This is a genomic window from Edaphosphingomonas fennica (assembly GCF_003034225.1).
GTDB lineage: Bacteria > Pseudomonadota > Alphaproteobacteria > Sphingomonadales > Sphingomonadaceae > Sphingomonas_E > Sphingomonas_E fennica.
The window spans coordinates 1-14,552 of record NZ_PHHF01000003.1 but is presented as its reverse complement, the minus strand read 5'-3'; the positions used below and the strand labels follow the sequence as shown (position 1 = coordinate 14,552).

Below are 14,552 nucleotides of genomic sequence, written 5' to 3'. Positions count from 1 at the left end.
CTATCTACCAACGGCAGCTTCGATCGCTGCGGAAAAGGCGCCCCCGTCAGCTGGCCTTCGCACCGACTTGTGCTGCAGGGCCTGATAGATCGGATCAAAGAGCCATTCAGGCCCCGTCCAATCATCCGGCAAGACGACGCCGCAAGGATGTCGCCCGGTGGCGACGTACCAAAATACAGACGCTAGCTGAAAAACATCTGACGCAGGACAGATATCGTCTGCATGTCCAAGGCGCCGATTATGTGCTTCCGGTGATAGCCAATAGCGCGGGCCGATAGCTTGGTCCGTGGGCGTCAGATCCAAATCCGGTTTGTCCGAAAAGCGGCACAGTCCATAATCGCTCAAAAGCCAGCGATCGCCTGCTACGAGAATATTCTCGGGCTTGATATCGCGGTGCACAGCTCGTGCGTGGAGATCCGCCAGCCCCCGGGCCAGCCCGCGGAATTGGCCCACGTATACTTCCGGAGATATCCGCGACGACTGCGCTACATCGGACAGGCTGCTCTCCGCCATTTCCATTATTATGAACGGACATCGGATGCCGCGCGACTTACTCGCGGATCGGGTTCGCCCTGTTCCTCGGTAACGGACGAGATGCTCATGACGCAGTTCTTTTAGCAGCCGAACCTCCCGAAAGAACCGCTTCAAGATACGGCCTCTTGGTTGCATCAGGAACTTGATCGCATACTCGTCGCCTGAGCTTCGTTCGATGCATTTAAAGACAGAGCCGTTGCCTCCTCGCGCGATCCAGTCCGAGAGGACATAAGTACGCCCATCCTCGGCGACTAATGTGTCGTCGATCTCGTGATAATTCCCCTTCTTGAGCTCCTCGGGATCAAAGTAGATCAGGCTGCTCATCAGACGTCTCGGTCGGGCGTCGAATTATGTGCCAGCCCTCGTTTTCAGTTGTGCATTCTTCGTGGAACCACATTGCGTTGCTGACCTGGAATGTAGTCTCGTTTGGGCCCCACCCCAACACACACTCCTTGTCAATATTGCCTATTAGGGCATTACATTCAGGACATTCATGTTCGGCGGGAGGGCAGAAGCCCGAGCTATCTGCTTGAGCGCAATCATCCATAATCTGATAGTAGAGCTTGATTCCCTCCCCTCGCGGCGGGCAGCCGCGATACGTTCCGGCTAAAATTCCCTTTAGGAAATCAGCTCGCCAACGTCGGCTGGCCGCTGAATTGGCCTGTGAAACACATTTGATCGCGTATTCACTAAAGATGTCGACATCGGCTTCCGGTCGAATACCGAAATCCAGCATCCGAATATCGGAGATGAGATCGGAAAGGTCCTTGCCATCAAGTGAAAGCCCTTCCGATTTCAGCTCATCAATCGCCACGAATAGACTATAAAAATCTGCCTTCTGGCGGAACCGTGTACTCTTCAGACCACCCTGAATTTCGTCAAATATATACTCGATATCAAGGAGAGCATTTCTAAATCGAGATACTACGGACTTTCTTGCATCAGCGGGCCACTCCGTCAAATCGATATAGAAATCGTCGAGACCGGATTTCTTGTCCTGCACGCCATCAATCAGCGCCGCGAGAATCTCCGACACGTACTCGGCATCCGCATAGCGCCGGCGGTCGGTGGCGGTAAATACGCCGGCATCCTCGAAAAACGGAGCTACTGACAACTCCTCAGAGACGTCAAGAAAATCGCCCGGAAAATCTGCGCGCCGCAACTCCTGCTTCGTGAGTGGGACGGTATATTTATTGACGCGCATATAGACGTCGCGGACTTCGCGATCGGTCGGGTTGTCAGCCTCATTGAAATCGATCCGATATCTGAGGAAACGGTCGATTTCATCATCATCGAAATCCTCGAAACACTTGCCAGCAAGCGGGCCCGTATAGGGCGGATCAAGTGCGAAGTCGCCTCTCAGAAATCCAAGAATGGCCGAAATGCGTTGCTGACCGTCAATCACAACGCGATGCACGCTGCCGTTCTTGATGGTCTTGGCTAGGAAAATCTTTGGAAGGGGAATGTCACGTAGAATTGAGTCGATCAGCATGATCTTTGCACTCGGCGCCCACACTTCCCTGCGCTGGAAATCCGGCTGTAACTCGAGGCGACCGGCCTCGCTCCAGTCGCGAACGTCCGCGATGGGATGGGGGCTGATGTTCCAGTGAACCATATTCCTTGTGCCTATCTGTCCTTCGGGCGCCGTCAGGCCTGCGCGGACCCATTGGTTGCCCGGATCGCGTCAACAGCGGCGTCGATATCATCGTCCGAAAGGAACGGGGCCTGAGCGTAGATGATAGCTGGTTCGCCGCTAAGCCGCGCTGCTAGATGACCTAGTCCGAGCAATTGCTCCGCGCCCTTCGTTCCAAGCGCAATCTCCGAAGTTCCGACGCTGGCCACCTTGAGAATCAACCGATTGCCGAGATTGTCGCGCAGTTGCATCGGCATCACATTGGCATCCGGGCGCTGAGCCGCAAAGATCAGGTGCATGCCGGCTGCACGAGCTTTCACGCCGAGGCGGGAGACATTCGAAGTGACAGCCGCTTTATACTCCTCGGTCAACATCCATTCCGCGAACTCGTCGTGGACGAGGAAGACGTAGGGCAATCGCTCCGCTTCGCTGACCTTCGTATTAAAGGCGCGAATGTCGCGGGCTCCATTAGCGCGGAACAGCTCGTACCGTCTTTCCATTTCAGCAACGAGACCTTCCATTACCTCGACGGCTCGGGCCTGGTCGACAATCACGCCCCCTTGGAGATGGGGGAGCCGCTCGACCGCAGCATAGTCGACTCCCATTTTAGGATCGATGAGGTAGATATGAGCGAGCGCACTCGGATTGGTCGCTGCGATGTCCAGCAGCAGCGCCTGAATCAGAACTGATTTGCCCGAGCCGGTGGCGCCGGCAACAAGGGTGTGGGGTTCGTGCTGCTGACCGTCGGCGAACGGACCGCCGAGGTTCAAGTACAGAATGTCCCCGTCGAGCTCCTTGAGGCCCAAAATGAAAGATGTGTTCACGCCGGCTGCGTTGCGGTTCAGTTCCCGGCGCCCCCACACATCCCATAGCGACACGATCTGCCGTTGCGGCCGCGCGACACCGACGACAATCTCGCCGGGCAAAGGCGAAACCGAGATCAGCCGCAGTCCATGCGTCGTGAGAAGCGCCGATTGCTTGGCTTCGATATCTTCCACGCGCAGCCGATCCGAGCCCATGAAGCGGACTAGCGCAGCGTTCGGCGTAAGGCGCGTACCCACGACCTTGGCCTGTAGATTGTAACCCATGAGCGCCGATCGGAGCTTTTGCGCGGTCGCCTCGAGCCAGCTCTGCGCGTCGGCAGATTCGTCCTGCGCTTTTTCCGCTCGATTGTGAATGAGGGTATCGATCCCGATGCCCACTGGCGCAGTTGGTGCCTCAATCGGCGTCGCAGCGGTAATCTGTGTAGGCGCGGCTGGTGACAGGATCGGTTCGTCGTCGGCGACTACTTCAGCGACTGGTGAGGACACATCGGAGGAGGACGGTGTCGTAGCCGCCGCAACAGCCGAAGGTTCAACGCCGTCCGAGATGACGCTTGCGGTGGACAGGTCGACTCCCGCCTCTTCAACCACAATTCCGCCTTCGACATCCCCGTCGTCATCGTCCTCGTCATAATCATGGGCGATCGGGTTTGCGCCGACTGGAGCGGCATGAGTCTCGATGCGCTTGGTCCAGTCTACGCGAGCCGCCGGTGCGCGAAAGCTGGCGGTTTCCCAACTGCGATCCTCGCCCAAGGCTGCCCGGACGACGGTAAGCGGCGAACTTGCCTCGTAGGCGGTGATGAGCGCACGCAGGCCCTCTCGTGTGAACGTCTCCTGCAGCCCGCCCTCGATATCCAAAAGCCTAGCCTGATCACCCGTACTGCTTCCATCACCGGCCGGCCCGGAGATGAAGATATGTGAATAGCCGCGCAGATCGATCGGCACGTTGCCAAGCCGAATACCGTCGCGGACACGCTCGAGCAGATTTGGCTGACCGAGCGCTGCCGTGCCGTCGAGCAGCAAGTCGGCAATACGCGATAGCCAGAGGTCGCGGTCGAGTCGCCCAGGATCACCGAATAGTGCGTCGTCGATACGGGCAACGGTTTGTCTCAGCTGGTTACGCGACTTACGAGCCGCGTCGGACACGCCAGATTGATCAACATATTTTGCTTCGGTGACGATCGCGCGCAACTGCGGCTGGCCCTCCGCATCGGTCGACAGGCTAAGCCCGAGAATGTCGGCGATGCCTTCTTCCTTCTGGCCGAGCCACTCAGCATAGTCGTCAAGAAGGAACCATGCGACCGCTGCACCCCCACCGAACTCCTCGGCAATCAGCGCTCGGCTGAGGACAAGCCCAATCAATTCGCCGGCGGAAACGCCGCGCTTGGCGGCGCGCAAGACGATATCGCCAGAGATCGCATTGGCGTCCTCGATCATCCGCTTCGCGAGCTGGGACAGGCGCTCCTCATCGAACCCAAGTGAAAGCTCGGCTAGGCGGCGGCGGACGAGCACATGAAGGATGCGTAGTTCGGAGGTGGAAGAGACCACCATGTTGCGTCCGTGTGTCCGCTGCCGACGGTAGCGGATAACATTGATCCCTTGAGCCGCGAGTTGCCGCTTGTCGAGCAGATCATCGTAAGTGGCGACCCATTCCGCGAGACCGTGCACCTCGTCGAACATCGCCTTCAGGCCACCATCCTGAAACGAGATCTGGCGTGCCGGCAAATAATGCTCGTCGGGTGAGTGCGACTGACGTCGCACGACATTGGCAACGGCATCCACATAAGCCCATCCTGCGTCGGGTTGACGCGGGCAGGTCAGATAAGTTGTTGCCTTCAGTTCATCCTCGGAAGTGACCCGACGGTAGGACCAGCGCGCCGGCACATGTTCCAGCAGACCCGGGTTTTCATCTGCGGTCGGCACAGGGAACCACTGCTCGCGGGCCTGTCGCGAGACCACGTCATGTAGGAATGCAACATCGATTTCTCGAGCGCCGCCGGCCGCCATGCCGTTTCCGCTGTCGAGCATCACGCCGATGCGCAGCTTCGACATGAAATTGCGAGACGTCTCGCTGACGACGACCGCATCAGGATCGCCTTCGGACCGCTCGAGTAGCTCAGTATAAACCTGCGACAGGCGCGATCGATCGCGATGGCGCACCAGGACATTGCAATGCACTTCATCCTGATCCTGTACCGAGCCGAGCGCGTTGACCGTTGCGAGCGGCAAGCCGGCGGCATCGCAGTTGTAAAGCATGATGCTCAGATTGGAGCGCTCATGCGGCTGGAGATCGAGGTAACGTTCGAGGAGCGCGCGTATCTGACGGGCTGCCTCTGTCGGATCGACGTCCGTTGTCGCTTCAGAAGGATCGCGAACGGGTCTCTCAAGGAGGCTATAATCATTAACAGTGCCCGTTTCGGCGAGAAGCACGGCCTCGCCCTTGTCATATCCGACGGCGATCTCCGGGAAGAGCGGATGCGCCAACTCATCGCGTAGATCGGCGAAGAACAGCCGGGCATCACCGAAGTTCACTTCGACATCGGATAGGAGATACTCGGCGAGGCCCGCCACGGACCGCATCTTCGCGGCACTCGCGGCGAGCCGTAGCGGATGCCATGGTGCAATGATCGCGGAAGGCGCCCCACCAACAACAGAGACGGTGCCGACGCCGAGCAACGGCTCCCAAAGGTCCCGCCGATTAAGGTCGCCTGGTGCGTGATCCTGCAGGCTCTTCAGTAGGGCGCCATATGCGTCCGCCTGCGCGATCAGCGCCTCCGAAGCATAGCCGGAGGATTGGAGCGAAGAGAGTGCGTCCGCATAGGCTTGCGAAAAAGCCTGCCAGCTCTCGTCGATCGCCTCATAACCGGCTGCATCAATTCGGCCGGCATCACGGGCGGATTTGAGCGCTTTGGGAAATAGCTTGGCGATATCTTCGCCCACATTGGTGCGGGGCACCAGCGTGCCCGCGTCCTGCCCGAACGCCGGCTGTAACGTGCCGACATCGTGGAGCGATACGGACTGCAATGCTCCCTTCCGGCTAACCGGTAAGCGCGCGACGATGCTGCGCACGAATGGTCGCTTCAGGAGACGCCCGATGTCCTTCGGTAGTTCGAGACCGATCGTCCCCGGTTGGCCAGTCCAGACGAGCTGAACTGTCGCCCGTTCGCTGCCGGCAATCAGCGCGATATCGAACTTGATCTGAATGGCGCCGCGGGCGGTCGATTCGTTACGCCGATATTTCTTCTGTTTTGCCTTGGCTCGGTCGAGCAACTCTTCATATGCGAAGACATGGGGCACATCCCATTCAACGCACGAACCCATCAGTCCGGGCAAGCCACGATAACGCAATCCGAAGGAGAGGCCGACGTCCGCGTTCAGGTCGAGCCACTGGTTGCGGCTACGCCGAGATGATTTCACCATGAGCTTTCGCGGACCGGTACCCAGATTGACCTGGCCGAACAGTCGCTCGACCGCGCGCAAAAAGCCTTCGAGAAAATCGGTACATTCGATTGGCCGGCCGAAAACGAAGCGCTCCCACTTAACTCGCAGAGCGCGGTCCTGACCTAGATCATCGCGATGTGCCTCGAAGAACTCGCGATCATCGTCGCGCGTTTCCTTGAGTGAACGCCCTTTGAGCGCCTTGAGATATTCCTCATCTGCTGGGCTCAGGCGATCGGGAAGCGTGAATTCGAAGAAGTTTATCGTCTCTTGCGCAAGGGAGGTCTTTTTCAGTTTTATGCCCGAGAAGAGCTGCAGAACGCTTTCTGCTTCCCATTCGAACGACGCCAGGTTTTCGGCTTCAGACCCCCAGCCGGGCGCGGCATCGATAAACGCATTAATGGTCGGATGCACCTCGGCCGGGATATCCTCGCGCACTTCATCGAAATGGCTGCGAAGCTCGTCGGCTTCGATGATCTGTCTGTTTGGACGCTGCTTGGCCAAGAGCGGTTTGCGGTCCGACACAAGCTTTTCGAACAGCTTTTTCCAACGTCGCGGCTGCTCGCGATCCTTTTCCCCCAGCCCCATGAAATAGCCGCTGTCACGTGGCAGGCGCAGCGCGGGCAACGCCCAGCCGAGGGCAGCGGCCACGGGAACCGCCTCCGTCTCAATCCGTTGGCGCGTCATTGCGACATAGGTCGCGATCTGATGGAGCGTCCAGTCGTCTGCGCTGTTCAGCCCCCGCAAAGCCGCCTTCCATGCGCCGATTTGTCCATCCCCGAGGCCAAGCCCCGACGCCGCGGCGTCAACCCAGGGACCAGGTTCCTCACTCAGCTGCTTCGCGCCGATGAGCGTAACATCGCCCAGCGATGCGCCCTGATCATCATCTGTATTGGCGAGCAGCATTGCCGGTCGATCGCAGGGCGAGTTGCGAACGCGCACAGTGCGTTCGTCCGTGATAACCTCTTCCGGAAGATCAAATGACCCGACAAGGTCACGGGGCAATGCGATCATGAGCTTCGCCGCCGCCTCGGAATCCGCCAAGATCGCTCGAGTGATTGCTGCGACCTGTTCGCCCGTCAACCGATCTAGGAGGAAGCGTGCGAGTTCGTCGTCAGAAGCAAGCGCGTCTAGGCGCGAACGAATGGATGTCGCGCCGGCGGCGCCAATGAGGTCTGATGGTGTCACGCGGCTTGGGCTCGCTGGAAGGGATTTTCGACATAGGCACAGCTATCGGAGAGACGCTTCAGGAGACCAAGGCTGGCAAGCCTCTCTTCCAGGCGATGAGCGTTGTCCGAAAAATCCTCTTGGTCGGCCGTGCCCGCTTCAATGAATGGACGGGCCTGCGCATCGCCAATGATAAAGCCGTATCGCTCGTACAGAAGTTGGAGGAAGTCCTTGAACTCCAGCCGCTCCGCGACACAGGCCACAACAAGAGTCTTGAGCAGACGATCCGTCGGAGCATAGCGCACACGCCGACTCGAGCGACGCGATGACAGCCCGATTGCCCTGGCCCAGGTCATGTGAATCTTGCCGACATGCTGTTTGTGCCGGGTGGTAGCTCGCTCGACCAAGGCGTCCACCATCGCATGCGGTTCGACATTCTCATCGTCGTCGCCATCAGGCCACCCGAATTCGCGTCGCAAGATGTCGATCGCGTTTAGTGTCGGGTCGTCGGAAGCTAATGCGCCTGCCCACATTTCTGTCTCGGTGATGCGCCGTACGAAGCGTTCGATTGCCTGCTGGGGCAGCATGTTATTGAGCTGATAGCTGTCAGCTGAAAGATCGCGCACGACTGTTTTCTTGGGCGCAACAATTTCGCACACGAAGGTGATGGGTGGCCGGCGAAGCAACTCCCGGGCGCGGTCGAGCTGATAAAGGATGAGGTTGAGACCGGCCATGGTGACAAGGTGCGGTATGGCGTCGTGCGCCGGGATCGGAAGGTGGAGAATGGCGCGCCAATCAGCCGCCAACCGATCGAAGGCCGGATGAGTGGTGCAAGGTAGATAGGCACCTGCGCGCTCGACCTTCGCGAGTTGCGGATCGCCTTGGAGGGCGTGGGCCATGCCGTCGTAGGGCGCCGGACTTTCGAGAAAGCGGCTGACGAGCAGCCCACGCAATGCATCGGCATGTTGGCTGCGCGCCAGCATCAGATAGAGAAGTTCGCCAGTTCGGGCAAAGAAGCGACGGTCATTTGAAACGCTGCCGCCCGGCTTCACATTCACATCTTCATACAGAGCATGGGGACCAAACGGGAATACGAATTTGGAACTCCAACGCTTGTTGCTCCTCCCTTCGATCGCCGACCCTTGGAGAAAGCTCAGGACTGCAGCGAAGTCGTCAAAACTCTCAAAGCGATCGCGAAGATAGGTGAAGTCCGGCTTATCGATTCCCCCCGCGCTCGTAGCCATTTTATCGAGCCATAATGTCCAGGCCTGTTCGTCAGAGCCTGCCTCGGCGCGAACGGTCATAACATGCGGATTGTTGAACACGAGATTGCGAAGCCGCAACTGGAGCTGCGGCTTGTAAGACAGGCTGTTGAGCCCCTCTTCTTGAAGCGGGCGCCCCTCGCGATATTCGGCGAAAAGAACGGTGAGAAACTCAAGGAAGGTAAGCCAGGGCGACTGCTCATCATGCAGACGGTGACCCCAGATCGCTTCGTCGATCCAGAAGGCAGGGCCGCTTCGATCCTCGAATGCAGTGGGACGCGCAAGAAATTCCATGATTATACCCGCACTATAACCCGGCGGGGCTGGGCTCGGCCATCCGGGTTGAGCTCAATGAAGCGTAAAACGAGCTCGCCATTGATCACTTCGTCATCACCCTCGATTCTGCGACGCTTCTCGGTTTCGCGGAGCAGCCGGGCTTTGAACGCCAGAAGGTCTTCATGGCACTCAAGCGAGAAACTGCTCGGTAGCGCACCTTCCGCGACCCGCCCGAGAAACTCAAAACGCGTCGGCGACAAGGGAAGGAATATCGGGGGCGTTTCCGTGTCCCGCACGAGCCTGACGGACACGCCGAACGCGCCGTCGTTGGCATCAGCCACTAGGCTCACCTCCTCGCCGCCAGAACGCGGCACGGAGATTAGCTTATCGAGCAATGGACTCCGCTTGGATTGAGAGTAGCTCCCCGAGGTTGCGAGCACGAGCTCATCCTGATTTTGGACAAGCATGCCAGTGAAGATTCGATTGAGGCCGCGCACGACCATGTTCAGTGCTGCGCGGGGTGCCTGCTGTCCCGCCGAGAGCTTTTTAGCCACCTCAAGATAGAGGCCGGCATAACGAAAGACGGTAAGGTCCCAAAGGTCATAGTCCTTGGCCTTCGCGTCGGGCAGCGTGAAGAAGAGACGCTGCCGCTGAGAGCGTAATGCAGTCAGAAACACTGTCCGATCAGTGTCTTCCGCCCCCTCGAGATAGATGCGCTGCGAGTTCGCGTAGGCGGGTGTCGCGCCATAGACTGTATCTGCGCGCATGAGCTCGGCGTAATCGGCGGCATGAGCGGGATCGTCAGCGCCGTAAACCAGAAGGTTGTCGACGCGGTTGCTGGTCTCCGCACCGATACCGAAGGCGTTTAGCTTACGAAAAAGTTCAGTCTTTTCAGCCCGGCTGGGCCGCAGATTCTCACCGAAGATGTTACGATATATGCTCGCCTTGTCCGCTGTGCCAGCGGACTGGATGGCGGACACGTCATTGCAATTCATCAGGCCATCACGCGCGTCGGGATGACCCAAAATCGCATTTGCGATAAGCGCGAGGAGCTGGCGGACCGGGAAATGGCTGCCATTGCGCTCGGAGAGTTCGATAAGCGCCGCCAGGCGCTGCCGAAACGGATCATGCGATCCTTCGCCAATTAGCCTGCGGCGATTCTCCAAAATCGGACACGAACTACCAGAACCGCAGCCCTCACAGCCCTCCCAGCCTTCGTGCGTGGTGACTGCCTCAATAATTGCCATAGCGGTCTCGGCGGCCGGGGACCGGCTGAGATCGGTCAGCTCGAGTGCAATTCCGGGGTCGGCACTCTTGCCCGTGACGAGAAGATCTTCGACGACCTTGGTCAGGCGAGCCACAGCGTCGTTGTTGGGAGCTGACTTGAGCTTCTCCAGGAGCTGGCCATGATTGGCTGCGAACAGATAAAACGTTCTCGTGGAAGGGTTGGCGACGTCCTTGGCAAACGCTGCCGTTAGCTCACCACTTTCATTGTCGCGAAGCTCGCTTAGATCCTTGACGATCACGAACGTGCGTTCGCCAAAGTCGAGCCGTTGGACCTTCTCGCCCTCGTTCCAGGTGGCGACGTCGCCACCGAGCGCCGTCCACACCTCACGGCAATGATAGGTTTTGCCGTCTCCCGCCGTACCAGTAATGATATGTGATACTGGGCTTTCGCCGCGAAAATCCTCTACGAGCCTGTCGAGTAGCGGCGCAGGAAGCGTGATTGGCTTGATCTTCTGCCGACGAAGCGCCCTCTGGATCGACTCGTCGTACATATTGTCATTCGTCGGTATCGGTCCGTAATTGCGAAGAAATCGAACCCACGCCGCGGTTGATGGAATCGCCGACAAACTTTCCCCCCGAGTTTTGCCTATGTTCCAGCCTGAGGGGGCGTTGGTCAACGGCGTTTCGGTCCAACTCCGTAACAAACCGGTAGGATAGCAGGCCAATGTCGTTGCAGCGGATTCAATCGGTCCCGTCGTTGTTGGTCCAGGCGCAGCGTCTCCCTATTGCCTATACGGGAGCCCAGGCGCGGCACACAAAAACCGAAGCCCTAGGTTCAAACCGCCAGCGAACTGACACTAGCTCTCGAGTCCCCCCTCATGGAATGTGCGAGCGGCAGGTTTGTCGAGCGGCTCGCCCGGCCGCGCCGTGGAAGCCGAACTGCACCTCGCAATCTTTGCAGATTCTGAGCGATACTAGCCGTACTCATTTCGCGGGAGCCAGAGCGTCGATGACTACCCGTAGCCGCTCTGCATCGCCGCCGCCTCTCATAAGCGTTTCCGCTACCCTGCGAATCAACTCTTCATCTCCGTCCGGCGGCGGCGCATCGATTTCACCGTCGCTCATACCAGCCAAGGCCGCGGCAATACGCTTTGCGACCCGATCAGCCGCACGACGAGCCGGGTCATGCTGCACATGCGCATAGATTGCGGTCGATCTCGGATTTGAGTGCCCGAGGATGGCCCCGGTAAATGCCATCGCCTCCCCTGACGAAATAGCCGTCGATCCCATTGTATGGCGGAGCGTGTGGGGCGTCACACCTTGTAGCTCCGCCTTCGCAATCACCCTCTTCCAGGGTGTCTTATACCCTTGAAAGTATCCGTCGCCGTGATCTGCCGGGAAGACAAAACCGGTTGTTCCCTCCCGCTCGATCGAGGTCAGCACCGCTATTGCCGCCGAGCCGATCGGTCGGACATTTTTGCCTGTCTTGGTGTCCACGAAGCGGAGGCTGCCATGCTCGAAGTCGACCTCTTCCCATTTGAGGCTGGCGATTTCCTCGCGTCGGCAACCGGTGAGCATCCAAAGGCGCATTATGTCGAGGGCCTTCCTGTTGATGCCCTCGGCCTCCATCTCGCGCATGGCCTCGCCGAAGCGCTTGATCTCCTCCAATGTGAGGTAGCGTTCTTTATAATTATCTGTTTTGCGCACCGCAGCCGTTTCACACGGATTTCGGCTGACGATCTCTCGCCGTCTGGCGAAGCTGAACACCGCGGACAGATCACGAAAGACCTTGCGGGCTGCGCCTTCTCCACCACGAACGACGATGCGCTTGCGCGGACCGATCTTGTTGTCGCTTGCGGTCTTGCCCGCTTCGACGTCGCGGAAGAAGCGTTCAATGTCTCCGGCAGTGACGTCCGATACTCGCCGGTTGCCGAGGAGGGGCACGACGTGATGGCGCAGCCGGGCAATAGTATATTGCTTGGTAATCGCCTTCATCGGCTCGCCCTGGCGCTTCCCGCGCTGAATGTAGCAGCCTTCCTTTTCATACAGGTCGATCAGGTCGGCAATCCGCATTTCCCTGCGCTTGGACTGTAGCAGGGCGGCCGGATCGGCTCCGGTCGCGGCGCCCCCGAGAATTTTCTTCGCCTCCCGTCGCGCGAGCTCTGGCGTCAACGTTCCATAGCGGCCGATCGTAATGCGCCGTTCGGGCGCTCGCCGCCCGCCGCCTTCCGCACGGTATTTGGCGATGAAGGATTTTACGCCGCTCGGTTCGACTCGAAGCCCGAAGCCCGCTAGCTCGCTGTCCCAGATATGATAGCGTTCAGCACGGGGAAGAGCGGCATCGACAGTGCGCTTTGTGAGAGTGATTTTGGCTGCTTTCAGCGGAGTTTGGAGCATTTTCAGTTCACCACCCGTTCACCACCACGAAGGAAAATCGGCGGGTATTTGTGGAGAATAGCAGCGGAGTGGTTTGGCGTAAACCGTTGAATTAGCGTAAAATATACAAGAACCGCCAAGAGCGGAGTAGGCTATGACAATTTTGCCAAGGTTGGGGTCGAGGGTTCGAATCCCTTCGCCCGCTCCAAATCTTCAGATTCCACTAAAGATTTGAAAAACAATACCAAAAACTGCCGGTTTTTGCCTGTGTAGGTACTGTGCAGAAAAATTTGCGGAACCGTCGCGCGGCCACGCGCGCAAAATCCGCTTCTACCCTCCCCAACATCGCCCATCAAAGCAGCCCCGTCTCGGGTTGATTCGAGCCTTGTTGTGGGCCATCCCTCGGCTATGGCGCGTAGCGCCCATATTAGGGCTAGAAGCGGCAGGTTAGGACGATGCGAGCAAGACGCAGACAGGACGAACAGCGCATGAAGGCGCGGGCGCGCCGCGTCATGACGCTGTGGTCGCGCGGTCTCTCCGATGCGCCACGCACTCGCCGCGCGCGGTCGGGCGCAATGCCTCGACGCATTGCCGCCCTTGCTCCTGCTGGCTGTGCAGCGGCCATAAGGACGTGCCGCGCAAGCGGGAACGCGGCTTCGAGGATTATCAGGGCTGAAAGCCTTCTGTCCGGCGCGGCCCAAAGGTCGCGCCGCCTACTCAGGGGTGGGTCGGGCGGGATAAGAAATAGCCGCCGTCACCATGACGGCGGCTGCACCAGATGCCGGAGGGTCGCCCCTCCGGCGTTTTCGATTCAGGCGGCTTCCTTCACCTCGTCGGGTTGCGGCTGCAAGCTGTGGAGATAATCGGCGGCGCGCTGCGCATGGGCGGCGGCGCTGAAGATGGCGCGCTTGTCCTCCTTCAGCACCTTGAGCCAGTTGCCAATATAGGCGGCATGCTCGTCACGGGGTTCCGGCGAAAGGCTGAGGTCGGCGCAAAGGAACGCCGCGCCAAGCTCTGCGACAAGTTCCTCCATCGCATAGCCTTCATCGCCCCACCGCTTGCGGCCAAAATCTCGCTCCAAGCGGTTCGCGCCTTTCGTCCAGTGGGTCATTTCATGGGCAAGGGTGGCGTAATAGGCTTCGGCTTCGCGGAAGGCTTCAAAGGGCGGCATTTGCACAAAGTCTTGTGCGGGGCTGAAAAATGCTCGGCTGCCGCCGTGGCGAATATCCGCACGGGTGGCGGCAAAGAACGCCTCCGCATGCTCGATGCGCTGCACGCTATCGGCGGGAGGCTCGGCCAGCGCATAGAAATGCGCGGGCAATCCGTCCACCTGCTCCACGTTGAACACGGTGTATCCCTTCATAAAAGGAATATCGCGCTCGGATTCCTGCCCGCTCTCGTCGGTTTCGGTCTTGGTGATAGTGTTGGCGTAAACGACAAGATTGCCCTTTTCACCCTTGCGGACGTTGCCGCCAAGTTCCTGCGCCTGCTTGTAGGTCATCCAGATAGGCGCGTTATAGCCGCGCTCGCAGGCTGCGCCCCATAGCATCAGGACGTTGATTCCACGGTAGGGCTGACCGTTTGCGCGCAGCGGGCGCGTGATGCGTCCTGCGGCATGCTCGGCGCTCCACGGCTGAAACCACGGGCGGACGCCGTTTTCCAATGCGGTCACGATGTGGGCCGTTACTCTCTCATAAACATCTTGTTTCATTGCCTTTTCTTCCTTGGCTGATGGGTTGTGAGAACGGCGGTGGAAAACTAGACCACGGTAGCGGCGGGATTGTCCGGCTGCGGGCGGCGTAAAAGTCGTCCACTTTT

7 protein-coding genes are annotated in these 14,552 nt (G+C 59.0%); all 7 read right to left on the bottom strand.

Annotated elements, in window-relative coordinates; translation table 11 throughout:
- Positions 1-858: a protein kinase domain-containing protein gene (locus tag CV103_RS00840; RefSeq protein ID WP_107393636.1), complete on the bottom strand. Its 858-nt coding sequence runs from the start codon at positions 856-858 to the stop codon at positions 1-3.
- On the bottom strand, positions 836-2,149 hold the full coding sequence (locus CV103_RS00835) for a DUF262 domain-containing protein (protein WP_107393635.1): 1,314 nt from the start codon (positions 2,147-2,149) through the stop codon (positions 836-838). Before CV103_RS00835 ends, CV103_RS00840 begins: the two co-directional genes overlap by 23 nt.
- 32 nt (positions 2,150-2,181) lie before the next feature.
- Entirely contained in the window at positions 2,182-7,614 is a 5,433-nt protein-coding gene (locus tag CV103_RS00830; protein WP_107393634.1) for an FtsK/SpoIIIE domain-containing protein, read from the bottom strand.
- Positions 7,611-9,149, bottom strand: a complete 1,539-nt coding sequence (locus tag CV103_RS00825) for a methylation-associated defense system protein MAD7 family protein (RefSeq protein WP_107393633.1) — start codon at positions 9,147-9,149, stop codon at positions 7,611-7,613. Before CV103_RS00825 ends, CV103_RS00830 begins: the two co-directional genes overlap by 4 nt.
- Positions 9,150-9,151: 2 nt before the next feature.
- Complete coding sequence (locus CV103_RS00820; RefSeq protein ID WP_107393632.1) at positions 9,152-10,909, bottom strand: hypothetical protein; 1,758 nt, start codon at positions 10,907-10,909, stop codon at positions 9,152-9,154.
- 433 nt (positions 10,910-11,342) lie between these two features.
- Positions 11,343-12,755 (bottom strand): tyrosine-type recombinase/integrase, encoded by a 1,413-nt coding sequence (locus CV103_RS00815; protein WP_107393631.1) that lies wholly within the window; start codon positions 12,753-12,755, stop codon positions 11,343-11,345.
- Between the two features lie 790 nt (positions 12,756-13,545).
- On the bottom strand, positions 13,546-14,552 hold a 1,007-nt coding region (locus CV103_RS00805; protein ID WP_342749140.1), incomplete at its 5' end, for an ArdC family protein.